The sequence below is a fragment of the Enterovirga sp. GCM10030262 genome, from assembly GCF_042666435.1.
In the GTDB taxonomy this organism is placed as follows: domain Bacteria; phylum Pseudomonadota; class Alphaproteobacteria; order Sphingomonadales; family Sphingomonadaceae; genus Allosphingosinicella.
In genome coordinates, this window is record NZ_JBHTDC010000001.1 from 143,069 (window position 1) to 166,335 (window position 23,267).

General features: G+C 66.4%; 23 protein-coding genes and 3 tRNA genes. 19 read left to right on the forward strand and 7 right to left on the reverse strand.

Features of this window, described 5'->3' with window-relative positions; genetic code table 11:
• Nucleotides 1-6: 6 nt before the first annotated feature.
• The gene (locus ACFQRC_RS00680) at nt 7-1,488 is read right to left on the reverse strand and encodes a helicase HerA domain-containing protein (protein WP_379956707.1); all 1,482 of its coding nucleotides are present in this window, start codon (nt 1,486-1,488) and stop codon (nt 7-9) included.
• Nucleotides 1,489-1,543: 55 nt separating this feature from the next.
• Here ACFQRC_RS00680 and ACFQRC_RS00685 point away from each other — a divergent pair, with 55 nt between their 5' ends.
• The 6 genes from ACFQRC_RS00685 (at nt 1,544) to ACFQRC_RS00710 (ending at nt 5,550) form a co-directional block, all read left to right on the forward strand.
• Nucleotides 1,544-1,891, forward strand: a complete 348-nt coding sequence (locus ACFQRC_RS00685) for a hypothetical protein (protein ID WP_379956709.1) — start codon at nt 1,544-1,546, stop codon at nt 1,889-1,891.
• A gap of 36 nt (nt 1,892-1,927) precedes the next feature.
• Nucleotides 1,928-2,191: a hypothetical protein gene (locus tag ACFQRC_RS00690; protein ID WP_379956711.1), complete on the forward strand. Its 264-nt coding sequence runs from the start codon at nt 1,928-1,930 to the stop codon at nt 2,189-2,191.
• Nucleotides 2,192-2,305: 114 nt separating this feature from the next.
• Nucleotides 2,306-4,063, forward strand: a complete 1,758-nt coding sequence (locus ACFQRC_RS00695; RefSeq protein ID WP_379956713.1) for a copper resistance system multicopper oxidase — start codon at nt 2,306-2,308, stop codon at nt 4,061-4,063.
• The gene (locus ACFQRC_RS00700; RefSeq protein WP_379956715.1) at nt 4,060-5,094 is read left to right on the forward strand and encodes a copper resistance protein B; all 1,035 of its coding nucleotides are present in this window, start codon (nt 4,060-4,062) and stop codon (nt 5,092-5,094) included. The genes ACFQRC_RS00695 and ACFQRC_RS00700 overlap by 4 nt, the downstream gene beginning before the upstream one ends.
• 114 nt (nt 5,095-5,208) lie before the next feature.
• Entirely contained in the window at nt 5,209-5,343 is a 135-nt protein-coding gene (locus tag ACFQRC_RS00705; RefSeq protein ID WP_379956717.1) for a GIY-YIG nuclease family protein, read from the forward strand.
• Nucleotides 5,344-5,382: 39 nt separating this feature from the next.
• Nucleotides 5,383-5,550, forward strand: coding sequence for a hypothetical protein (locus ACFQRC_RS00710; protein WP_379956719.1), 168 nt, complete (start codon nt 5,383-5,385; stop codon nt 5,548-5,550).
• A 75-nt stretch (nt 5,551-5,625) separates the two neighbouring features.
• Here the strand turns inward: ACFQRC_RS00710 and ACFQRC_RS00715 are convergent, their stop codons facing one another.
• The 3 genes from ACFQRC_RS00715 to ACFQRC_RS00725 are packed head-to-tail and all read right to left on the reverse strand — an operon-like array spanning nt 5,626 to nt 9,160.
• Entirely contained in the window at nt 5,626-6,387 is a 762-nt protein-coding gene (locus ACFQRC_RS00715) for a PepSY domain-containing protein (RefSeq protein ID WP_379956721.1), read from the reverse strand.
• A 23-nt stretch (nt 6,388-6,410) separates the two neighbouring features.
• Entirely contained in the window at nt 6,411-6,806 is a 396-nt protein-coding gene (gene cueR / locus ACFQRC_RS00720; RefSeq protein WP_379956723.1) for a Cu(I)-responsive transcriptional regulator, read from the reverse strand.
• The gene (locus ACFQRC_RS00725; protein WP_379956725.1) at nt 6,803-9,160 is read right to left on the reverse strand and encodes a heavy metal translocating P-type ATPase; all 2,358 of its coding nucleotides are present in this window, start codon (nt 9,158-9,160) and stop codon (nt 6,803-6,805) included. The genes cueR and ACFQRC_RS00725 overlap by 4 nt, the downstream gene beginning before the upstream one ends.
• A gap of 124 nt (nt 9,161-9,284) precedes the next feature.
• Here ACFQRC_RS00725 and ACFQRC_RS00730 point away from each other — a divergent pair.
• The 3 genes from ACFQRC_RS00730 (at nt 9,285) to ACFQRC_RS00740 (ending at nt 12,036) form a co-directional block, all read left to right on the forward strand.
• Nucleotides 9,285-9,369: transfer RNA gene (locus tag ACFQRC_RS00730), tRNA-Leu, on the forward strand.
• A gap of 53 nt (nt 9,370-9,422) precedes the next feature.
• Nucleotides 9,423-11,006, forward strand: a complete 1,584-nt coding sequence (tig, locus tag ACFQRC_RS00735; RefSeq protein WP_379956727.1) for a trigger factor — start codon at nt 9,423-9,425, stop codon at nt 11,004-11,006.
• 91 nt (nt 11,007-11,097) lie between these two features.
• On the forward strand, nt 11,098-12,036 hold the full coding sequence (locus tag ACFQRC_RS00740; protein WP_379956729.1) for a glycosyltransferase family 2 protein: 939 nt from the start codon (nt 11,098-11,100) through the stop codon (nt 12,034-12,036).
• Between the two features lie 150 nt (nt 12,037-12,186).
• Here ACFQRC_RS00740 and ACFQRC_RS00745 read toward each other — a convergent pair whose 3' ends face one another.
• The gene (locus tag ACFQRC_RS00745; protein WP_379956731.1) at nt 12,187-12,663 is read right to left on the reverse strand and encodes a hypothetical protein; all 477 of its coding nucleotides are present in this window, start codon (nt 12,661-12,663) and stop codon (nt 12,187-12,189) included.
• Between the two features lie 325 nt (nt 12,664-12,988).
• On the opposite strand from ACFQRC_RS00745, the gene clpP reads away from it, so the two are divergent.
• The 5 genes from clpP (at nt 12,989) to ACFQRC_RS00770 (ending at nt 18,381) form a co-directional block, all read left to right on the forward strand.
• Complete coding sequence (clpP, locus tag ACFQRC_RS00750; protein ID WP_379956733.1) at nt 12,989-13,630, forward strand: ATP-dependent Clp endopeptidase proteolytic subunit ClpP; 642 nt, start codon at nt 12,989-12,991, stop codon at nt 13,628-13,630.
• Between the two features lie 90 nt (nt 13,631-13,720).
• Complete coding sequence (gene clpX, locus ACFQRC_RS00755) at nt 13,721-14,980, forward strand: ATP-dependent Clp protease ATP-binding subunit ClpX (protein ID WP_379956735.1); 1,260 nt, start codon at nt 13,721-13,723, stop codon at nt 14,978-14,980.
• Nucleotides 14,981-15,289: 309 nt separating this feature from the next.
• On the forward strand, nt 15,290-17,698 hold the full coding sequence (gene lon, locus ACFQRC_RS00760) for an endopeptidase La (RefSeq protein ID WP_379956737.1): 2,409 nt from the start codon (nt 15,290-15,292) through the stop codon (nt 17,696-17,698).
• A gap of 149 nt (nt 17,699-17,847) precedes the next feature.
• The gene (locus ACFQRC_RS00765; protein ID WP_379956739.1) at nt 17,848-18,123 is read left to right on the forward strand and encodes an HU family DNA-binding protein; all 276 of its coding nucleotides are present in this window, start codon (nt 17,848-17,850) and stop codon (nt 18,121-18,123) included.
• A 183-nt stretch (nt 18,124-18,306) separates the two neighbouring features.
• Nucleotides 18,307-18,381 (forward strand) — tRNA-Val (locus tag ACFQRC_RS00770).
• Here ACFQRC_RS00770 and ACFQRC_RS00775 read toward each other — a convergent pair.
• The gene (locus ACFQRC_RS00775; RefSeq protein WP_379960369.1) at nt 18,360-19,361 is read right to left on the reverse strand and encodes an LLM class flavin-dependent oxidoreductase; all 1,002 of its coding nucleotides are present in this window, start codon (nt 19,359-19,361) and stop codon (nt 18,360-18,362) included. The two genes, ACFQRC_RS00770 and ACFQRC_RS00775, sit on opposite strands and share 22 nt — an antisense overlap.
• 112 nt (nt 19,362-19,473) lie before the next feature.
• Between ACFQRC_RS00775 and ACFQRC_RS00780 the strand changes: the two genes are divergently transcribed.
• Together ACFQRC_RS00780 and ACFQRC_RS00785 are read left to right on the forward strand one after the other, a co-directional pair.
• Nucleotides 19,474-19,550, forward strand: a tRNA-His gene (locus tag ACFQRC_RS00780).
• A gap of 33 nt (nt 19,551-19,583) precedes the next feature.
• On the forward strand, nt 19,584-20,633 hold the full coding sequence (locus tag ACFQRC_RS00785) for a Glu/Leu/Phe/Val dehydrogenase (protein ID WP_379956741.1): 1,050 nt from the start codon (nt 19,584-19,586) through the stop codon (nt 20,631-20,633).
• An 84-nt stretch (nt 20,634-20,717) separates the two neighbouring features.
• Here the strand turns inward: ACFQRC_RS00785 and ACFQRC_RS00790 are convergent, their stop codons facing one another.
• Complete coding sequence (locus ACFQRC_RS00790; protein ID WP_379956743.1) at nt 20,718-21,686, reverse strand: DMT family transporter; 969 nt, start codon at nt 21,684-21,686, stop codon at nt 20,718-20,720.
• Nucleotides 21,687-21,838: 152 nt separating this feature from the next.
• On the opposite strand from ACFQRC_RS00790, the gene ACFQRC_RS00795 reads away from it, so the two are divergent.
• From ACFQRC_RS00795 to ccmE, 3 genes are read left to right on the forward strand one after another with little or no spacing between them, the layout of a single operon-like run.
• Nucleotides 21,839-22,558: a heme ABC transporter permease gene (locus ACFQRC_RS00795; RefSeq protein ID WP_379956745.1), complete on the forward strand. Its 720-nt coding sequence runs from the start codon at nt 21,839-21,841 to the stop codon at nt 22,556-22,558.
• Nucleotides 22,555-22,686, forward strand: coding sequence for a heme exporter protein CcmD (gene ccmD, locus ACFQRC_RS00800; RefSeq protein WP_379956747.1), 132 nt, complete (start codon nt 22,555-22,557; stop codon nt 22,684-22,686). The genes ACFQRC_RS00795 and ccmD overlap by 4 nt, the downstream gene beginning before the upstream one ends.
• Complete coding sequence (gene ccmE, locus ACFQRC_RS00805; RefSeq protein WP_379956749.1) at nt 22,683-23,117, forward strand: cytochrome c maturation protein CcmE; 435 nt, start codon at nt 22,683-22,685, stop codon at nt 23,115-23,117. The genes ccmD and ccmE overlap by 4 nt, the downstream gene beginning before the upstream one ends.
• Nucleotides 23,118-23,267 lie beyond the last annotated feature (150 nt).

Sequence of the window (23,267 nt, forward strand, 5' to 3'; positions counted from 1 at the left end):
CGCGCGTCAGCCGCGCGAAGACGCGCGCAGCGGCTGCTCCGGCTCGGGCGTGGCGGGCGCGGTGGTCCAGCCCAAGCGCGGGATGGCGATCGAACGCCTGCCCGAAAGGTCGGTGCGGGACACGAGAATTTCCCTTTCCTCCATCCAGGCGAGAAGCCGCCGGACGCGGGCGGGCGAGCTGGTGCCGTAGACCTCGGCCAGAATCGGACCGGACGGACATTCCTGCCCCTCGCGGGCGGCGCGGGCGATGAGCAGGAACGGGGCCAGCATCTCCTCGGGAAGCTCGGCGCCGATGGCGAGCGCTCCCGCATAATTCTCGTCGCCCGGGTCGAGGATGCCGGCGCGGGCGGCCGACAGCCGGAAACGGAAGGCGGCGAGGTCGAGCGGCGGACGGGCGAGGCGCCGCATCCGGCATCGCAGCAGAAAATCCTGGTAGAGCGCCGGCACCGGCTGGAACGCCGAGCCGGGCTCCTCCGTCACCTCGCTCAAGACCCGGGCAACGATCGCCTCCTGCTCCTCCTCGTCAAGGCCGGGAAGGGAAGGGGCCGCCGGGGCCGGCTCGGGCGCGCGAATGAGATCGTCGGCGGGCACCGGCGCGTGTGGGGCCGGGGGAGGGGGCGGTGGCGCTTCTCCGGGCGCCGGGGCGAGCAGCAGGCTCTCCAGTTCCTCCGGCGCCGCCGACGGCAGCGGCACCAGCTTGGGGCTTCCGCTCCGCGCCGCCGTCTTCACGGCGCCGATCCGGACCCGCACTGGCCGCCGCGAGACCGCCGGGCCGAGCGCCAGGAAGTGACCGCGCTCGAGATCGCGTATGACCTCCGCCCGCCGCCGCTCCATGCCAAGCAGGTCGGCGGCGCGGGCCATGTCGATATCGAGGAAGGTCCGGCCCATCAGGAAATTGGAAGCCTCGGCGGCGACGTTCTTCGCGAGCTTGGCGAGGCGCTGGGTGGCGATGACCCCGGCGAGGCCGCGCTTCCTGCCGCGGCACATCAGGTTGGTCATCGCGCCCAGCGAAGCGCGTCGGGCCTCGTCCGAGACCTCACCGGCGACGGCGGGAGCGAAGACCTGGGCCTCGTCGACGACGACCAGGGCCGGATACCAATGGTCGCGCGGCGCGTCGAACAAGGCGGAAAGGAAGGTCGCGGCGCAGCGCATCTGCGCCTCCATCTCCAGCCCCTCCAGGTTGAGCACGACGGACACGCGATGCTCCCGCACCCGGGCGGCAAGACGGGCGATTTCGGCGAAACTATAGTCCGCCGCCTCGATGGCGACATGGCCGAAGGCGTCGGCGAGCGAGGTGAAATCCCCCTCCGGGTCGATCACCACCTGCTGGACGAGCCCGGCGCTGCCTTCGAGCAGGCGGCGCAGCAGATGCGACTTGCCCGAACCCGAATTGCCCTGGACGAGCAGGCGCGTCGCGAGAAGCTCCTCGAGGTCCATCGCCACCGCGACGCCCGCGCTGTCGAGCCCCATATCAATCTTTACAGTCACATCTCGGCTCTTGGCCAAGCGCGGGCGGGACCGCAAGGGCGGATCGGAGCTTGAGTTGCGCGCATCCGATCCCAAGTCTATTTACCGGCCCATGAGCCTGTCGCGTCTTGTCCTCCTGGTTGCCGCCTTGGCCGTTCTGCTCGCGCCGCTGGCGATGATCGGCGGTGGCAGCGCGATGGCGCACGAGGTTGTCGCTGCCCATTGCGCCGACATGGATACATCCTCGGACGAAGCCCCCGGCCGCGACAATGCCTGCATGATGGCCTGCGCCGCCATTCCATCTTTCTCGGCCGGCGTCGAGCAGGTGACGGTCGCGCCGGCGCCCTTGCCGCATCCGCCGCTGGCCGAAAGCGTGTCCGGTCTCGCCCCCGAGGCCGAGACGCCGCCTCCTCGAATCTCCTGAAGCGAACCCACGACACGCTTTTCAGGAGATTAAGAGATGAAGACGTTGATTGCCGCGATCGCGCTGACGAGCGCTTTCCCCGTCGCCGCCCAGACCGCGCCGGGCGGCCACGCCGACCATGCCGCTCCCGCCGCCGGGCACGAAGGCCATGAGCAGCATTCCGATCACAAGGATTGCTGCAAGAAGGCCGACGGCGCGATGAAGGAATGCTGCGAGAAGATGAAGGACGGCGCCAGGATGGCCTGCTGCGAGAAGCACGAAAAGTCCGAAGGCCATGACGGCCACCAGATGAACCATTGAGCCGGTCGGGGAGGGCGTACCCCTCCCCGCCGCGATGACGGACGAGCCGCGGTCTTGACCCTGCCATGGTGTCAGGCCGGACAAGGCGCGCGCGACTCGCACGAGGAAAGAAAGATGATCGATTTGGCGATGAACCGGCGCGCCTTGCTGCGCGGCGCCGCGCTTGGGGGCGTGGGCCTCGGGCTGCACGGCCTGTATCCCGCCTGGGCGCGGAGCGGCACTCCTGGGCTTGCCCCGCGGCTGCCGACCCTGTCCGGCGAGGATATCCGCCTCAAGGTGGCGCACAGCCCCTTCACCGTCGGCGGCCGCACCGGCCACGCCATCACCTTGAACGGCGTCCTCCCCGCGCCGCTGATCCGGCTTCGCGAAGGCCAGAACGTCCGCATCCATGTCGAGAATACGCTCGACGAGGACACGTCCATCCACTGGCACGGCTTCATCCTGCCCTTCCACATGGACGGCGTGCCCGGAATCAGCTTCCCGGGCATCCTGCCGAAGACGACTTTCACTTACGAATTCCCGATCGTCCAGAACGGCACCTACTGGTATCACAGCCATAGCGGCTTGCAGGAGCAGAGCGGCCATTACGGCCCGATCGTCATCGATCCGGCCGGCGCCGATCCGGTCGCGTACGACCGCGAGCATGTCATCGTGCTCAGCGACTGGACTTTCCTCCATCCGCACGAGGTCATCGGCAAGCTCAAGCAGCAGGGCGGCTATTTCAACCGCCAGAAGCAGACCCTCGCCGGGCTTATCGACGGCGACGATCCCGAGGAGCGGATGTCGGCGTCCGACCGCCTGATGTGGGGCGAGATGCGGATGGATCCGACCGACATCGCCGACGTGACCGGCTCCACCTACACCTATCTCGTCAACGGCCATGGCCCGCAAGAGAACTGGACCGGCCTGTTCCGTCCCGGCGAACGGGTCCGCCTGCGCTTCATCAATGCCTCGGCGATGTCGATCTTCAACATTCGCATCCCCGGTTTGCCGATGACGGTCGTGGCGGCCGACGGCCAGAATGTGAAGCCGGTGGAAACGGACGAGTTCCAGATATCCGTCGCCGAGACCTACGATGTCATCGTCACACCGCCAGAGGACAGGGCCTATACTCTGGTCGCGGAATCGATCGACCGCTCCGGCATGGGCCGCGCCACGCTTGCGCCTCGCCTGGGCATGACCGCGCCCGTACCGCCGCTTCGTCCCCGGCCGACGCTCGGCATGAAGGACATGGGCATGGGCGGGATGGACCACGGCGCGATGCAAGGCATGGATCACGGCGCGTCAGGCGCCGGCTCGATGGACCACGACATGCGCGACAAGTCGCTGGTGCCGCCCGACATGAAGGTCGGCGTCGGCGTCGACATGATCGCGCCCATGCCCGTGGACCGCACCGGCGACCGGCCGCTCGGGCTGGAGGGAGTGCCGCACCGGGTCCTCACCTATCACCAGCTCGCGCCGCTCGTCCCGTTCCACGACACGCGCGAGCCGACCCGCAGCGTCGACATCCATCTCACCGGCAACATGGAGCGATTCATGTGGTCGTTCGACGGCGTGAAATTGAACGAAGGCGCCGAGCCAATCCGCTTCGCGCGGAACGAGCGGGTACGGGTCAACCTCATCAACAACAGCATGATGAGCCACCCGATCCACATCCACGGCCACTTCTTCGAGCTGGTGACGGGGATGGCGCACGGAAATCCCGTCAAGCATACGGTGAACGTGATGCCCGGCGGCAAGGCGAGCTTCGACTTGACCGCCGACGCCCCCGGCGACTGGGCGTTCCACTGCCACCTCCTCTACCACATGCACGCCGGCATGATGAACGTGGTCAAGGTCCGGCCCATGGACGATGAAGGAGAGGTGGCATGAAGCTTCTCCTGATCGCGCTCGGCGCCTCGGTGCTCGTGTGGCCGGCGGCCGGCCTGGCCCAGCATGCCGGCCATGCCGCGCCTCCGCCTAAACAGGATCCGCACGCCGGACACGACATGCCGTCACCGCCCCCTGCGGACCCCCACGCCGGTCATGACATGGGCTCTCAGCCCGAACAGCCGGCCGCCGATCCTCACGCCGGACACGTCATGCCTGAACAGCCGGCTACGGACCCCCATGCCGGCCATGCCATGCCGGGCATGACGGCGGACGATGCCCCTCCGGTCGCCCCGCCTCCTCCCGAGGCATTCCAGGGGCCGGAACATGCGGGCACGACCGTCTACGATTCCGAGCTCTTCCTGCGAAAGCGCGAGGAGGCGCTGATCGAGGAGCATGGCGGTATGACCAGCTGGATGATCCTCGCCGACCGGCTCGAATACCGCATCCAGGACGGCCGCGACGGCTATAAGTGGGATGCGCAGGGCTGGTATGGCGGCGATTACGACAAGCTCTGGATCAAAACCGAAGGCGAGGGCGCGTTCGGCGAAAGCCCGGAACAGGCCGAGGTCCAGGCGCTTTACAGCCGCGCGCTCGACCCCTGGTTCAACCTCCAGGCCGGCATCCGCCACGATTTCCGCCCCGATCCCGAGCGCACCCATTTCGTCCTCGGCATCCAGGGCCTGGCGCCCTACTGGTTCGAGGTCGATGGCCAGCTCTTCCTCTCGAACAAGGGCGAACTCACCGCGCGCTTCGAGGCGGAATATGACCAGCGCATCACCCAGAAGCTGATCCTCCAGCCCCTCGTCGAATTCGACCTCGCCGCCCAGGACGTGCCGGAGCTCGGCATCGGGGCGGGCCTCTCGTCGGTCGAGGCGGGATTGCGCCTCCGCTACGAAATCGTGCCCGAATTCGCTCCCTATGTCGGCGTCGAATATGGCGCCAAGCTCGGCGACACCGCCGATTTCGCGCGCGCGGCGGGCGAGGATGTCGGCGGCTGGGCGTTCCTCGTCGGCCTCAGGAGCTGGTTCTGACCCACCCCGTCATGCTGAACTTGTTTCAGCATCCAACGACGAGCCTCCGAGCGGTGGCGAGTTGGACCCTGAAAACGAGTTCAGGGTGACGGCGGAGGATGATAGGCTCGGCCGATGGAGCGGCAGCCATTCGTTTACATCCTCGCCAGTCAGCCGCGCGGCACCTTGTACATCGGCGTGACATCCGATCTCCTGCGCCGCATCTGGGAGCATCGCACCGGCGTCATGCGCGGCTTCACGCACCGCTAAAAAGTGCACCGTCTCGTCCATTTCGAAGAATGTGGAGACATGGAGCGCGCGATCCTGCGCGAGAAGCAGCTCAAGCGGTGGCATCGCCAATGGAAGATCAACCTGATCGAGGAGCGCAATCCCCATTGGGACGATCTGGCGGTAAGCCTGGGTTTTGAGCGGTTGCCGGAGCGTCGTTCGAGGTCATCCCCGGAACCGTCATGCTGAACTCGTTTCAGCATCCAGCCACGAACCACTGGATGACCGGCGACATGGACCCTGAAACAAGTTCAGGGTGACAGTTTACGCCCCTGCCTCCGCGGTCTTCGCTTCCGCCCCCCGCGCTTCCCGCCGTGCCTTCCGCCGCCTGCGCCAGCCATGGTAGCCGAGGCGGCTTGGGAACATGATGATGCCAGTGACGATGACGATCAGGCTGAGCGCCGTCGCGATGATCAGCAGGGGCGTGTTGAAATCCTCGTGATTCTTGAAGTCCATGATGTGGAGCGACCAGAGGAAGTCGAAGGTGCGCCACAGCGTCGAGCGACGGGCGGCGACGGTGCCGGTGTCGGCAGCGACATAGAGGGCGCGGTTGGCGCCGTCGTCGAAATCGATCCGCCAGGCGGGGAGGGGGCCGCGATATTCGGGTGAATTTTCGGTGATCTGCGACACCCGCGCCGCTTTCTCCTCGCCGTCATGGTCGCGCTCGGCGATGGCTACGGCCATGGCCGCGGGGATCGGCGAAATCTGCCGCCCGCTGCCCAGGTCGTACAGGCGCGAACGCGCCTCGCCGCTGCCGACCAAGGCGACAGGCTCTCCCATCAGGCTGCGGAGCTCTATCCGGTCGGCGGCGCCCGCGCCCGACGCGGCGACGCGCTCGAGGCCGGCCGCGGCCGCGCCGAGCGAAACCGGCTCGACCGGAAGCTCGGCGATGCGATGCTCGCTCCGCACCCGCTCGATCGGGAAGACCGCGAAGAACAGGCCGCTGACGAACCAGAAGATGATCTGGACCGCCATCAGCAGCGCCAGCCACTTGTGAACCTTCGCCGATACCCGCGCCCAATTCATTCCCGCCATTCCTTCGATCCGAATCAGCGCGACGGCGTAGCAAGCCTTTCTATGATCGGGCAATCCGGTCGATCGTTGCCGTGGCATCTTTCGGCCAGGTCGAGCAGCGACGCCCGCATCGCCTCCAGCGCCTCGGCCTTCCTGTGCAGCTCCTCGGCGCGGGCGAGAGCGAGCGCCTTCACTTCGGCGCTCGCCCGCTCCGTGTCAGACCAGAGCGAGAGCAGCCGCCCGATCTCCTCGATCGGAAAGCCGAGATCGCGCGCGTTGGCGATGAAGCGCAGCCGGGCGATGTCGGCCGGCGCATAATCGCGATAGCCGGAGTCGCGGCGCGGCGGCGCGGGGATGAGCCCGATCTTCTCATAATGGCGGATCATCCGCTGCGAGACACCGCTCGCCTTCGAAGCGGTTCCGATGTTCATAGCTTCACCCTGTTGAGCCTGAGCGCATTGACGACCACGGTCACCGAAGACAGCGCCATCGCCGCGCCCGCGAACATCGGCGACATCAATATGCCGAAGGGCGGGTAGAGTATGCCCGCCGCGATCGGCAGGCCAATGCCGTTGAACAGGAACGAGAAGAACAGATTCTGCCTGACGTTGGCCATCGTCGCCTCGGCGAGGCGGCGGGCGCGGACCACGGCGGAGAGGTCGCCGCGCGTCAGCGTGAGGCCGGCGCTCTCGATGGCGACATCGGTGCCCGTGCCCATGGCGAGCCCGACATCGGCGGCGGCGAGGGCGGGGGCGTCGTTGATCCCGTCCCCCGCCATGGCGACGCGGGCGCCGGAGGCCTTGAGCCGGGCGACGAAGTCGGCCTTGTCCTCGGGCTTCATGTCGGCATGGACCTCGTCCAGCCCGACTTGCCGCGCGACGGCTTTGGCCGTGACTTCATTATCGCCCGTCAGCATGATGACCCGGATATTCTCGCGGTCGAGATCGGCCATCGCCTGGTGGGCGGTGGAGCGAACCGGATCGGCCACCGCGAGAAGCCCGGCCAGTCGACCGTCGACGGCTACGAACATCACGCCCGCGCCATCGCGCCGGCGGCTGTCGGCGGCATCGGCGAGCGGCGCGGGATCGGCGCCGACGCGCTCCATCTGCGCCGCATTGCCGATGACGACGGAGCGCCCGTCGACCGCCCCGGAGACACCCAGGCCGGTTTGTGACTCGAAATCCTCGGCGGGGGGTACATCGCCTTTTCCAGCCGCGGCCGTCACGATGGCATGGGCCAGCGGATGCTCCGAATGCCGTTCGACGGCGGCGGCCAGCGACAGCAGCTCCCGATCCGAAAAGCCGTTTGCCGTCTCCATCCCGATCAGCGCCGGCTTGCCTTCGGTGAGCGTGCCCGTCTTGTCGACGACCAGTGTATCCACCCGCTCCAGCACCTGCAGCGCCTCGGCATGTTTCACGAGCACGCCGGCCTGGGCGCCGCGGCCGGTCGCGACCATGATCGACATCGGCGTGGCGAGGCCGAGGGCACAAGGGCAGGCGATGATGAGGACGGCGATGGCGTTGAGCAGGCCGTGCCCCATCGCCGGCTCGGGTCCGACGAGGCTCCACACAACGAACGTACCCGCCGCGAGCACCAGCACCAGCGGCACGAACCAGCTCGCGATGCGGTCGGCGACCGCCTGGATTGGAGCCCGGCTGCGCTGCGCCTCGGCGACCATGCGGACGATCCCGGCCAGCATCGTGTCGGAGCCCACCGCCTTGGCCTCGACCACGAGGCTGCCGCTGCCGTTGATTGTGCCGGCAGCGACGGTCGCGTCCTTTTCCTTGGCGACAGGCACCGGCTCGCCGGTCAGCATCGACTCGTCGACCGAAGAGCGGCCTTCGAGCACAATGCCGTCGACCGGCACCGCCTCGCCAGGCCGAACGCGAAGCTTGTCGCCGGTATGGACGGCGTCGAGCTCGATTTCCTCTTCCGAACCGTCGTCCAGGATGCGACGCGCGGTCTTGGGCGCGAGGTTGAGCAAGGCGCGGATGGCGCGGCCGGTGGCGGCGCGGGCGCGAAGCTCCAGCACCTGGCCGAGCAGCACCAGCGTCACGACGACGCCGGCCGCCTCATAATAAACCGGCACGCCGCCGCCATGGGCGCGGAAGCCGGCGGGGAATATCCCCGGCGCGAGCGTGGCGACGAGGCTGTAGAGGAAGGCCGCGCCGACGCCGATCGCGATCAGGGTGAACATGTTGAAATGGCGGCTCTTGAGCGACGCCCAGCCGCGCTCGAAGAAGGGCGCGCCGGCCCAGAGCACGATCGGCGCGGTCAGCGCGAGTTGCACCCAGGCCGAGACTTGCGGACTGAACAGGCTAAGGCCCAGCATCTCCGCGCCCATCGACAGGAACATCAGCGGGATGGCGAGCGCGCCCGCGACCTTCAGCCGCCCGGTGAAATCGACCAGCTCGGGGTTCGGCCCCTCGTCGAGCGAGGGCTCCATCGGCTCCAGCGCCATGCCGCAAATGGGGCAAGTGCCGGGGCCGACCTGCTGGATCTCCGGATGCATCGGGCAGGTCCAGATCGCGCCCTCGGGCGCCTCCTGCGCGGGCGGCGAGCCGGAGAGATAGCCCTCGGGTGCCGCGATGAACTTTTCCCGGCATCGGGCGCTGCAGAAATGATAATCCTCGCCTTCATGCCGCGCGTGGTGCGGCGTCGTGGCCGGGTCCACGTCCATGCCGCAAACCGGGTCCTTCGCCATCGCTTTGGCTTTGGGACCGGAACAGCAGTCGTGATGGTCGTGGCCGGTTGCCTGTGCGTGATTCATCTGTGCGTGATTCATGGCGAGTCGTCTCCTCACACAGATAGGTAATGTCTGACATCATGTTAGAGTCAAGCGGCTGCCTGGCAACCCTTGCCCTTGGTTGCGGCGCTGCTTATAGACCCGCGCGACCGGCGGTCCTTAAGCGGGCGTGGCGGAACTGGTAGACGCGCCAGGTTTAGGTCCTGGTATCGCAAGATGTGGGGGTTCGAGTCCCTTCGCCCGCACCAGCTTCGTCCGCAGGCAGGCGAAGTGCCGCACTCTATTCCTGAAGCGAAGGTTCATGGCTGAAATGCAGACTGTCGAGACGTTGAACGAGGGCCTGAAGCGCGCCTTCAAGATCACCATTCCCGCCAAGGATATCGACGCCCGCGTCGACCAGGAGCTGAAGACGGTCGCCCCGCGCATCCGCATGCCCGGCTTCCGCCCCGGCAAGGTGCCCGCCAACCTCGTCCGCAAGATGCACGGCCCCGCGCTCCAGCAGGAAGCGCTGAACAGCGCCATCCAGGAAGGCGTCCAGAAGCTGATGCAGGATGAGAAGCTGCGCCCGGCGATGCAGCCCGCGGTGGAGCTCAAGGAAGGCGGCGAGCCCGGCAAGGACGCCGTCGTCACGGTCGAGCTGGAAACGCTTCCCGACGTGCCCGAGGCGAAGATCGATGGCCTGAAGCTGGAGCGGCTCACCGTCGAGGCCGACGACGCAGCGGTCGACGAATCCCTCGACCGGATGGCGCAGGGCCAGAAGAGCTTCGACCCCGCTCCGGCCAAATATGCCGCGAAGACCGGCGACCTCGTTATCATGGATTATGAAGGCAAGGTCGACGGCGAGCCGTTCGAGGGCGGCAAGGGCGAGGGCATGTCGGTCGAGCTCGGCACCGGCCGCCTCATCCCCGGCTTCGAGGACCAGCTGGTCGGCGCCGAGGCGAACGAGCAGCGCACGCTGAACGTCACTTTCCCGGAAGACTATAATGTCGACTTCCTCAAGGGAAAGGCGGCGACATTCGACGTCACCATCAACGAAGTCCAGCAGCCGCGCGAGGCCAAGGCCGACGATTCTTTCGCCAAGGCGATGGGCCTGGAGAGCATCGACCAGCTGCGCGGACTCCTCAAGGGCCAGATCGAGCAGGAGCTGAACGGCCTCACCCGCACCCACATGAAGCGCAAGCTGCTCGACCAGCTCGCCGCCGCCCACGATTTCCCGGTCCCGCCGTCGATGGTCGAGGCGGAGTTCAGCCAGATCTGGCAGCAGCTCGAGCATGAGGCGAGCCACGAAGCCGACCCCGAGGCCGCCCGCGCCGAGATGGAGAAGGAGAAGGACGATTATCGCGCCATCGCCGAGCGCCGCGTCCGCCTCGGCCTGCTCCTCTCGGAGATCGGTCAGAAGAACGGGGTGGAAGTCTCCCAGCAGGAAATGAACCAGCTCATCATGCAGGCCGCGCAGCAGTATAAGCCGGCCGACCGCGAGAAGTTCGTCCAATATGTGCGGGCCGAGCCGATGGCCGCCGCGCAGCTCCGCGCGCCTTTGTTCGAGGACAAGGTCGTCGATTTCCTGTTCGCCAAGGCGGATATCAGCGACCGGACCGTAACTCGCGAGGAATTGGAGCACGAGATCGAGGCCGAGGAAGGCCATGTCCACGGCCCCGATTGCGGCCACGACCATGGCGAGAAGAAGCCCGCCAAGAAGGCCGCCGCCAAGAAGTCGAAGGCCGAGGCCGCTCCCGCCAAGGAAGCCAAGACCGAGGCGAAGCCGGCGAAGAAGGCTGCTCCCAAGAAGGCTGCCCCGGCCAAGGAAGCCAAGGCCGAGAAAGCCGAGGCCAAGCCCGCCGCCAAGAAGGCTCCCGCGAAGAAGCCGGCTGCGAAGAAGGCCTGATAGGCCGTTCGCGCTGAGCTTGTCGAAGCGCTTTCCTTCTCTTTAAAAGGAGGCAGGCCTTCGACAGGCTCAGGCCGAACGGAGCGGGGACATGATGCAGGACAGGGAACTTCGCATCGCGATCCTCCTTCCCTGCTATAATGAGGAAGCCGCGATCGGGCAGACGGTCGCCGGTTTCCGCGCCGCGCTCCCGGGCGCGCGCATCTACGTCTATGACAATAATTCGACCGACCGGACCCGCGAGATCGCGGCGGAGGCCGGCGCGATCGTCCGCACCGAGCGGATGCAGGGCAAGGGCCATGTCGTGCGCCGCATGTTCGCCGACATCGAGGCCGACATCTACGTGATGGCCGACGGCGACGCGACCTACGATCCCGTCGCCGCCCCGGCGCTCGTGCGTCGTCTCGTCGACGAACAGCTCGACATGGTCGTCGGCTCGCGCAAGTCGCAGGCCGAGGAGGCCTACCGCCGCGGCCACCGCTTCGGCAACCGCCTGCTGACGGGCATCCTCGCCCGCATCTTCGGCCGCACCTTCAGCGACATTCTGTCGGGCTACCGAATTTTCTCCCGCCGCTTCGTCAAGAGCTTCCCGGCTCTGTCGCGCGGCTTCGAGATCGAGACCGAGATCAGCGTCCACGCGCTGGAACTCGCCATGCCGGTGGCCGAGGTGGAGACCGCCTACGGAGCCCGCCCCGAAGGCTCGGAATCGAAGCTTTCGACCTATCGCGACGGCTGGCGCATCATGCGCACCATCGGCCACCTCTTCCGCATCGAGCGGCCGGTGCTCTTCTACGGCGGGTTCGGTCTTGCGCTCGCCGGGGCGGCCGTGGTGCTCGCCATACCGCTCGCCGTCACCTACGCCCAGACCGGCCTCGTCCCCCGCTTCCCGACCGCGATCCTCGTCACCGGCATGATGGTGGTGGCCGCTTTGAGCTTCATGACCGGGCTCATCCTCGACACGGTGGTGCGCGGGCGGCGCGAGGTGCGGCGGCTCCACTATCTGGCGCTGCCGGCGGTGGGCGAGGGTTGAAGCCGGACAAAAGCAGACAGAAACACTCCCGCGCGAACTCCCCTCCAGCCTTGCTGGAAGGGTTCTGGTTCTGTCTTCTTTCGCCAGGCAAAAAAATCCCCGCCCCGGCTTTCGGCGCGGGGCGGGGGGGATTTCACGGAGCCGGAGGTCTTAGTCCGAACGGCCGCGTTCGTAGGCCTGCAGGCAATTGTCGGTCACGCTCGCCGAGCAGGCGGGATAGGTGGCATCGGCCCCTTCCGTCGACTCGCCGGTCGTCGGATCGACGAGCGGGCCGCCCACGGCCGTCACGACCATGCCGTTCCAGCCGGGCGGGACGAGCGCCGGGGCGGAGATGACGGCGATACCGCGCGCGTCATGCTCGGGGTCGGCGTTGCTAGGTTGCACGACCGGCGACGTCGTGGGAGTCACGTCCATGGCGGCGACCATGGTCGGATCGGTGGTGGCGGCGACGTCCGACGGCGTCACATAGGCATCCTCGTCGGGCTGGACGTCCACATCGGCATCGACATCGAGGTCGCCGTCGGCCTGGATGCCGACATCGGCATCGACGTCGAGTTCGGTATCCGCGGTCTGCGCGAAGGCCGCGCCGCTCATTAGAATCGCGATCGCGAAAACGGTTGTTCTCATGTCATTTACTCCCTTTGGTTCAGGCACGCCGGCGGCGGAGCCGATGGCGTATCGGTGTCGCGACGCTTGGTCGCGACCGGTGGGAGGTAAACGGGTCGAGCGCCGATTTGGTCCGCGCCGACTCGCCCCTCATGGGGCCGGGGCGGGCCGAGACGTGCCTTAGCCGGGGCGTGACGAAGCCGAAGCCTCGTCGACATCCTGATGCGGGGTCGGGGCGCGGAGTTTGGTGCGAGGGATCGGGAGGGGGCGAACAAGGGCTTGAACCTTCGCCGCTTTGCTCCGATGTGTGTGGGCAGACACACACCGACAGGATCTCCACACCATCATGGATCACGCAGATATCGCCGCCGGCCTGGTGCCGATCGTCATCGAGCAGTCGAATCGCGGCGAGCGCAGCTTCGACATCTATTCGCGCCTGCTGCGCGAGCGGATCGTGTTCATCACCGGCGGGGTCGAGGACCACATGGCGACATTGGTCACCGCGCAATTGCTCTACCTGGAATCGGAGAATCCCAAAAAGGACATCTTCATGTATATCAACTCGCCGGGCGGCGTGGTGACGGCGGGCATGGCGGTGCACGACACGATGCAATATATTCGCCCCAGGGTCGGCACGGTGTGCATCGGCCAAGCCGCCTCGATGGGGGCGTTCCTCCTCGCGGCCGGCGAGCCGGGGATGCGGGTTGCGCTCGACAATGCGCGGATCATGATCCACCAGCCTTCGGGCGGAGCGCAGGGCATGGCCTCCGACATCGAGATCCAGGCCAAGGAGATTTTGCGCATCCGCCACCGGATGAACGAGCTGATGGCGAAATATACCGGTCAGCCGATCGAGGAGATCGAGCGGAACGTCGAGCGCGACAAATTCTTCTCGGCAAGCGAGGCCAAGACGTTCGGGCTGGTCGACGAGGTGTTCGACAAGCGCCCCGCTCCGGCCGAAGAGGACGCGGCCAAGAACGCGGCTTAACGTTTATGCCATTGTGAACGTGCGATACTAAGATAGAATGGCCCCGAGGGGCTGGAAAAACTAGGCGGCCGGAAGGCTCGAAGGACGATTATGACCAAGCTGAGCGGCGGCGACAGCAAGAGCACCCTCTATTGCTCCTTCTGCGGAAAATCGCAGCACGAGGTGCGCAAGCTCATCGCCGGCCCCACCGTGTTCATCTGCGACGAGTGCGTGGAGCTGTGCAACGACATCATCCGCGAGGAGACCAAGTCGGCCCTCGTGAAGACCCGCGACGGGGTGCCGACGCCGCTCGAAATCTGCAACGTGCTCGATGATTATGTGATCGGCCAGAAGCACGCCAAGCGCGTGCTCTCGGTGGCGGTGCACAATCATTACAAACGCCTGAACCATGGCGGCAAGGGCGCCGACGTGGAGCTCGCCAAGTCGAACATCCTGCTGGTCGGCCCGACCGGCTGCGGCAAGACCTTGCTCGCGCAGACGCTGGCGCGCATCCTCGACGTGCCGTTCACCATGGCCGACGCGACGACGCTCACCGAAGCCGGCTATGTCGGCGAGGATGTCGAGAACATCATCCTGAAATTGCTCCAGGCTTCGGACTATAATGTCGAGCGAGCGCAGCGCGGCATCGTCTATATCGACGAGATCGACAAGATCAGCCGCAAGTCGGACAACCCTTCCATCACCCGCGACGTCTCGGGCGAGGGCGTGCAGCAGGCGCTCCTGAAGCTGATGGAAGGCACCACCGCGAGCGTTCCGCCGCAGGGCGGGCGCAAGCATCCGCAGCAGGAATTCCTGCAGGTCGACACGACCAACATATTGTTCATCTGCGGCGGCGCCTTCGCAGGGCTGGAGAAGATCATCGGCGACCGCCTGCAGGGCAAGTCGATCGGCTTCGGCGCCTATGTCGCCGCGCCGGACGAACGCCGCACCGGCGAGGTGCTGCGCCAGACCGAACCCGAGGATCTGCTCAAGTTCGGTCTGATCCCGGAGTTCGTCGGCCGCTTGCCGGTGATCGCGACCCTGGAAGATTTGGATATCGACGCTCTCGTCAAGATCCTCCAGGAGCCCAAGAACGCGCTCGTCAAGCAATATGCCAAATTGTTCGACATGGAGGAGGTGAAGCTCTCCTTCAACGAGGACGCGATGACGGCGATCGCCAAGAAGGCGATCGAGCGCAAGACCGGCGCCCGCGGCCTGCGATCGATTCTGGAGAATATCCTGCTCGACACGATGTTCGACCTGCCGTCGATGGACGGGGTCGACGAGGTGATGATCGACAAGGACGTGGTCGAAGGCCGCAAGGAACCCGTTCGCGTCTACGCCGAAAAGAAGGACGAGAACGCGGCCTGAGGCCGCGCGGCCTTGAAAACTTGAGTCGTGCCGGATCGGTTCGGCATCGATTCATCAACCCGGCACGCTCGGCCAGAGGTGGACCCCGTCAAGTTCGGGGTGACGATTCACAAGTCATGCGTGATGTAGAAAACCGCAACCGGGAGGGCGAAGGGGCGGATTCTTCTGGGCTAGGCTATGCATAGATCGAGTCCCAAAGGGGTGGGATCGCCAACGCGCCGCGGAGCGGGCGCCAAAGCCATTGCGCACGCAAAGGCGGCGCCCATATAGTCTAGGCGCGCCCAAGCCCGCGCGTGCGTGGAGTTTCAAGTGACCGAATCCTATCCCGTTCTTCCGCTGCGCGACATCGTTGTGTTTCCGCAGATGATCGTTCCTTTGTTCGTCGGCCGCGACAAGTCCGTGGCGGCGCTCGAGAGCGCGATGGCGGCGGACAAGTCGATCTTCCTCGTCTCGCAGCTCGATCCGGCCGAGGACGATCCCGACCGGGACGCTCTGTACGATCTGGGCGTCGTCGCCACGGTGCTCCAGCTGCTCAAGCTCCCCGACGGCACCGTGCGCGTGCTCGTCGAAGGCCAGCGGCGGGCGTCGCTGACCGCGCTCGACGAGGAAGGGACGCATCTCGTCGCCCAGGTCGAGCCGATCGAGACCGAGGAGCCGACCGGCGCCGACGTGTCGGCGCTGATGCGGTCGGTGACCGAACAATTCGAGAATTATGCGAAGCTGAACAAGAAGCTGCCCGCCGAGACGGCGGTGCAGCTCGGGCAAATCGAGGAAGCGTCGAAGCTTTCGGACGCGGTCGCGGCGAACATCAACATCAAGGTCTCGGACAAGCAGGCCCTGCTGGCCGAGCTCAATCCCGTGCGCCGGCTCGAAATGGCGTTTGCCTTCATGGAGGGCGAACTGGGCGTGCTCCAGGTCGAGAAGAAGATCAGGAGCCGCGTCAAGCGCCAGATGGAGAAGACCCAGCGCGAATATTATCTCAACGAGCAGCTGAAGGCGATCCAGCGCGAATTGGGCGATGGCGAGGAAGGCGAGGGTGACGAGCTTGCCGAGCTGACCCGCAAGGTCGCCAAGACCAAGCTGTCCAAGGAAGCGCGGACCAAGGCGACGCAGGAGCTCAAGAAACTGAAGGCGATGGCGCCGATGTCGGCCGAGGCGACCGTCAGCCGCAACTATCTCGACGTGCTTCTCGGCCTGCCCTGGGGAAAGCGCTCCAAGGTCCAGAAGGACATCGTCGCGGCGCAGACGATCCTCGACGAGGACCATTATGGGTTGGAGAAGGTCAAGGACCGGATCGTCGAATATCTCGCCGTCCAGGCGCGGACCAACAAATTGAAGGGCCCGATCCTGTGCCTCGTCGGTCCTCCCGGCGTCGGCAAGACCTCGCTCGGCCGCTCGATCGCCAAGGCGACGGGGCGCGAGTTCGTGCGCCAGTCGCTGGGCGGGGTGCGCGACGAGGCCGAGATTCGCGGCCACCGCCGAACCTATATCGGCTCGCTGCCCGGCAAGATCGTGTCGAACCTCAAGAAGGCCGGCACGTCCAACCCGTTGTTCCTCCTCGACGAGATCGACAAGCTCGGCCAGGATTTCCGCGGCGATCCCGCCTCGGCATTGCTGGAGGTGCTGGATCCCGAGCAGAATTCGAAGTTCCAGGACCATTATCTGGAGATCGACTACGACCTGTCGGACGTGATGTTCGTCACGACGGCGAACAGCATGAACATGCCGCAGCCTTTGCTCGACCGGATGGAGATCATCCGGCTGGAAGGCTATACCGAGGATGAGAAGGTCGAGATCGCGACCCGCCACCTCATCCCCAAGCAGATCGAATCGCACGGCCTCAAGGACGGCGAGATGGTCTTCACCGACGAGGGCCTCCGCGCGCTCATCCGCCATTATACTCGCGAGGCGGGGGTGCGGACGCTGGAGCGGGAGATCGCCAAGGTGGCGCGCAAGGCGCTGCGCCGCATCCTCGAGGGCAAGACGGAGAAGTTCGAGCTCACGGCGGAGAATGTCGCCGATTTTTCCGGGGTGCGGAAGTTCCGCCACGGCATCGGCGAGGAGGAGGACCAGATCGGCGCCGTCACCGGCCTCGCCTGGACCGAGGTCGGCGGCGAGCTGCTCACCATCGAGGCGGTCACCGTGCCCGGCAAGGGCCAGATCCGGACGACCGGCAAGCTGGGCGACGTGATGAAGGAATCGGTCCAGGCCGCCTTTTCGTTCGTCAGGGCGCGAAGCCCCAGTTACGGCGTCAAACCGAGCCTGATCGCGCGCAAGGATATCCACGTCCATCTCCCCGAAGGCGCGGTGCCCAAGGACGGTCCCTCGGCGGGCGTCGGCATGGTCACGGCGATCATCTCGACGCTGACGGCCATACCGGTGCGGCGCGACGTCGCAATGACCGGGGAGGTGACCCTGCGCGGCCGAGTGCTGCCGATCGGCGGCCTCAAGGAGAAATTGCTGGCGGCGCTGCGCGGCGGCATCAAAACGGTGCTGATCCCGGCGGAGAACGAGAAGGATCTGGTCGAGATACCGGCCAACATCACCGCCGGGCTGGAGATCGTGCCGGTCAGCCATGTCGACGAGGTGCTGGCGCGGGCGCTCGTCACCCCCATCGTGCCCATCGAATGGACCGAGGCGGACGAGCTCGCCGCGGTGCCGCCGACCGAGCTGGCGGCGGCGCCGGACGACGCGGCGGGGGTCGCGAGCCGCCACTGAATTGTTGCTCCGCGGCAACGGAAAACGAGTCCGAAAGCGCGACTATCCTCGGAAAATCGCGCTTTCCCCTTTGACTCGCGACGCCAACCTGTCGGAAGGTGAAGTCTCGGCGTCAGCCGCGATTCCATTGTAACAGGGGTTCGGACAGCATGAACAAACAGGAGCTAATCGGCTCGGTCGCGGAAACGACCGGTCTCGGCAGGAGCGATGCGAGCAAGGCGGTCGAGGGGGTTTTCGACGCGATCACCAATGCGCTCAAGAAGGGCGACGAAGTGCGCCTGGTCGGCTTCGGCACCTTCTCCTGCTCGAAGCGCAAGGCGTCGACGGGCCGCAACCCGCGCACCGGCGAGCCGATGCAGATCAAGGAATCGACCCAGCCCAAATTCAAGGCCGGCAAGGGCCTGAAGGATTCGGTGAACCCGTAATTCGTTTGGGGGACCGGCGGCGGGAGGCGCGCCGGTCCCATGTCCCGCTGGACAGGCTCCGGGCGGGACCTTATGGGACCGTCCGAACGGCGCCCAGGCGTCCGTTCCCGGGTGTCGGTGAAGGTCGGACTTTCACGGGCTGCCCTTTTCCCAGCCGCCATACCACAGGCGGGTCGCGAGCGTGGGCGCGTAGCTCAGTGGTAGAGCACACCCTTCACACGGGTGGGGTCGCAAGTTCAATCCTTGCCGCGCCCACCACGCTCCACGTCAGAGACGATCTCGTAGGAGCGCAGCCGCGCGTCGTGATCGAAAATCTGTGACGTGATCATCAGTTCGTCGGCGCCGGTGCGGGTGACGAAATCATGGATCGCGGCAGCGACGGTGTCCGGCGAGCCGATCGCGGAGCAGGAGAGGAGCTGGTCGAGCATCGCGCGCTGGGCGGGCGGGAGCGACTGTTTATAGCCCTCGACAGGGGGCTGGAGCGCCGTGGGCTGACCGCTCCGAAGGTTGACGAAGGTCTGCTGCATCGACGTTGCGAGATATTCGCCTTCCTCGTCCGTCTGTGCCGCGAAGGCGTTGAAGCCGAGCATTACATAGGGCTGCTCAAGCCGGTCGGACGGCTGGAAGGTCGTGCGGTAGACGTGGATCGCCTCCATCATCTGCTGCGGCGCGAAGTGGGAGGCGAAGGCGTAGGGAAGCCCGAGCATCGCCGCGAGCTGGGCGCCGAACAGGCTCGAGCCCAATATCCAGATCGGGATGTCGAGCCGTTCGCCGGGAATGGCGCGGACGCGCTGGCCCGGCTCCGACGGCTGGAGATAATCCATCAGCTCGACGACGTCGCGCGGGAACTGGTTTGCGTCGGAAACAAGGTTGCGGCGCAGCGCCTGGGCGGCGGCCTGGTCGGTGCCCGGCGCGCGGCCAAGGCCGAGGTCGATGCGACCGGGAAATAGCGATTCGAGGGTTCCGAACTGCTCGGCGATCACCAAAGGCGCGTGGTTCGGCAGCATGACGCCGCCGGCGCCCACCCGGATGGTGGACGTGCCGGCCGCGATATGGCCGAGCGCGACCGCCGTCGCGGCGCTCGCCACGCCGGGCATGGAATGATGTTCGGCCATCCAGAAGCGGCGATAGCCCCAGCGCTCGGCGTGCCGCGCAAGGTCGAGCGAGTTGCGGAAGGCGAGGGCGGCATCGCCGCCTTCGACGATGGGAGCAAGATCGAGCACGGAAAAGGGAACCATGTGGGCGATATGGGGCTTCCAATCCGCATTGCCACCATGGGCGGGCCGCACAGTCTCCTTGACCTGCCACCGGCTGCGCCCCTATGTGCGCGGCGCATCATTGCACCATGTGGCGATCGTAGCTCAGCTGGTTAGAGCGCTGGTTTGTGGTACCAGAGGTCGCGGGTTCAACCCCCGTCGGTCGCCCCACTATTCTTAGACCATCTTCGCCAGGACAAAGCCATGCAGTCGCCTTGGGATTACCCCGATTTCGACGACCACGAGGTCGTACATTTCGTCACCGATCGGGAATCGGGCCTGAGGGCGATCATCGCGGTCCATTCGACCCATCTCGGGCCGGGCGCGGGCGGCACGCGCTTCTGGCATTATGAGCAAGGCGGCGACGCTGTCGCCGACGCGCTCCGCCTGTCGCGCGGTATGAGCTACAAGAACGCCATGGCCGGCCTGCCGCTGGGCGGCGGCAAGGCGGTGATCCTGGCCGATAAGGACCGCACCAAGACAGAGGCGATGCTCGTCGCTTACGGACGCGCGGTCGACCGCCTGGGCGGCGCCTACATCACGGCCGAGGATGTCGGCATCGGCGTTGCCGATCTCGTCATCGTGTCGAAGCACACTCGGCACGTCGCCGGCCTTCCCGCCGCGGAAGGCGAAGTGGGCGGCGATCCCGGGCCGCACACCGCCTACGGCATCTTCCTCGGCGTTAAGGCGGCCGCCCGCCGCGCGCTCGGCAAGGACAGTCTTGCAGGCCTCCACATCGCCATCCAGGGCGCCGGCAGTGTCGCCGGCGGCCTGGCCCGTCATGCGGCCGCCGAAGGCGCGCGTCTCAGCATCGCCGATATCGACGCGGCCCGGGCGCAGAAGCTCGCCGCGGAAGTCGGCGGCGCCGTCGTCGATCCGCGCGACATCCTCACGCTCGAAGCGGACGTGCTCAGTCCCTGCGCGCTGGGCGCGATCCTGACCGAGCAGAGCATCGCCGCGCTCCGGGTGCCGGTCGTCGCCGGCGCGGCCAACAACCAGCTCGCGACGCCGCAGGACGGCGACCGGATCGCCGCGCGCGGCATCCTCTACGCGCCCGATTACGTCATCAACGCCGGCGGCATCATCAACGTCTCGTCCGAGCATCTGGGAGACGCCGACGAGGCCGGCGTCAAAGCGCGGATCGAGAAGATACCGGGCCGGCTCGATGCGATCTGGGAGGAGAGCGAGTCGACCGGCCGCAATCCGGCCGAGGTCGCCGACGCCATGGCGCAAAGGCTGATCGGGCGGGGGTGATGCACCGTTCGTCATTGCGAGCGTAGCGAAGAAATCCAGTACGTGCGTTGGATTGCCGCGCTTCGATCGCAATGAGGAGAGCAGCTACAGCGCCTCCGCCCGGGGTTTCTCCCTTCCCAGCTTGTGCTCGCGGTAGAGGGTGTAGAGCCCGCTGGCGATGATCACTGCCGCGCCAAGCCAGGTCGTGGCGGGCGGCTGCGTCTCCCAGATCAGCCAGCCGAGCAGCACCGCCCAGATGAGCTGCGCATAATCGAACGGAACGATCACCGGCACCGGCGCGAAGCGGAGCGCGGCGGTAAGGAGGAGCTGGGCCACGCCGCCGAAAAAGCCGAGCGCGAGCAGGATCGCCCAGATGCGTGGCTCGTGCCATTCCGCGAAGAAAGGCATCAGCGCCCCCGTCGCCAGCATCGACAGGCCGGTGAACCAGAGTACGGTGGTCTGGGTCGATTCCGTCCTTCCGATCTGGCGGATGGTGATGGTGACGCAGGCGACTCCCAGAGCGGAGAGCGCGGCGATGGCGAGGCCGATCGCCGGAAGGTCGCTGCCCTGCGGCCGCATCACGATCAGCACCCCGATGAAACCGATGGCGACCGCGCTCCAGCGATGCCGGCCGACATGCTCCTTGAGAACCAGCGCCGAGAGGATCACCGCGAAGAGCGGCGCCGCGAAGCCGATCGTGGTCGCCTCGGCTAGCGGCAAATAGCTCAAGGCCGTGAAGGCGAGCGCCATGGTGGTGAGGCCGATCGCGCCGCGCGCGACATGGGCGAGCGGCCGATCGGTGCGCCAGGCGCCGTAATTGCCCGACCAGATGATCCAGGCGAGGAGGGGCGGAAGGCCGAATGCGAAGCGGTAGAAGACCAGCTCCGGGGTGCTGATTCCGGCCTCATAGCCGAGCTTGATCGCGGCAGCCATGAAGCCGAAACAGGTGGTCGCGCCGAGGCGCAAGCCTATACCGAGCAGGCGGTTTTGTTCGGGAGGGGCGGCGGACATGCAGGCGGTTGTGCGGCGGGGAGGAGGGAAGGGCAAGGCGCGCGCCGCCGCTATCGCCGTCATTCCAGCGAAAGCTGGAATCTCATTTTCTTCAGGAAGAGAGATTCCAGCTTTCGCTGGAATGACGATTTGGTTCGAGCTTGCCTCTGATTTGCCGCGGGTGCCACGCTAATGCTTCCCGCAACGCTCCGCCTTCGCTAAACACCGAGCGGCAAATGCATATCTACGCGAATCCGGCACGTTTCCTGAAAGTTGCCCGTCCGCTGACACCCTGGCTCGGCTGGGGCGGGGCGGCGCTGATCGCTTTTGGGCTTGGCATCGGCCTGTTCGTCGCGCCGCCCGATTATCTGCAGGGTGAGAGCGTACGCATCATGTATGTCCATGTACCGGCCGCCTGGCTCGGCATGGGCGGGTGGACGGGGATCGCGGTCGCCAGCCTGATGCAGCTCGTCTGGCGGCATCCGCTGGCCAATGTCGCGGCCCGCGCCATCGCCGTGCCCGGAGCTTTGTTCACCGCCGTCTGTCTCGTCACCGGGTCGCTTTGGGGGCGCCCGACCTGGGGCACCTATTGGGAATGGGACGGGCGGATGACGTCGATGCTCGTCCTCCTCTTCCTCTACGTCGGCTATATCGCTTTGGCCGACGCCGATCGGGAGCGTGGCGGGGAGGGACGGATCGCCGCCATTTTCGGCCTGTTGGGGGCGATCAACATTCCGATCATCCATTATTCGGTTCTGTGGTGGAACACCTTGCACCAGGGGCAGAGCATCAGCTTCGTCCGGGGTTCCTCCACCATCGACGGTTCGATGCTGTGGCCGCTGCTGGCCTCCGCGCTAGGCTTCTCGCTGCTGTTCGGAGCGATCGTGCTGATGCGGATGCGCGCCATTCTCGCCCGGCAAAAGGTCGAGGCGCGCTTGAGGAGGATGAGCGCGTGAGCCACTGGCCCTTCATCATCGCGGCCTATGCGCTGACGATCCTCGGCGCGCTGGGCGTGACGCTGTGGAGCTTCGCCGCGATGCGCCGGGCGGAAGCGGACGCCAACGCGCTGAGGCGCGAGCGATGAAGGCCAAGAACCAGCGGCTGACCCTGCTGATCCTTGCCATCGCCGCGGTGCTGGCGGCGGTGCTGCTCGGCATGTCGGCGCTGAAGGACCAGGCCGCTTATTTCTACGCACCCGCCGATGTCGCCCGCAAAGGCGTGCCGCTCGACCAGGCGGTGCGAATCGGCGGCATGGTCAAGGACGGTTCGATTCAGCGCGCGGCGGACGGCGTGACGATCGACTTCATCGTCGGCGACGAGACGGACGCGGTCATCCCGGTGCGCTTCACCGGCATCGTGCCGAACCTGTTCCAGGAAAATAGCGGGGTCGTGGCCGAGGGCCGGTTCCTGCCGAGCGGCGTGTTCGTCGCCAGCGAGATCCTCGCCAAGCATGACGAGAATTACATGCCGCCCGAGCTGGCCGGCGCCAGGCACAAGACCGAGACGCTGGAATGATCGCGGAAGCGGGCCTGGCCGCCTTGTGGATCGCGGCGGCGCTTTCGCTGCTCCAGCTTTGCTTGGGAGCGTTGGGATTACGCTTCGGCACTCTCAACCAAACCGCTCGCCCTGAGCCCGTCGAAGGGCTGTCCTCTTCTCCCACCGCTG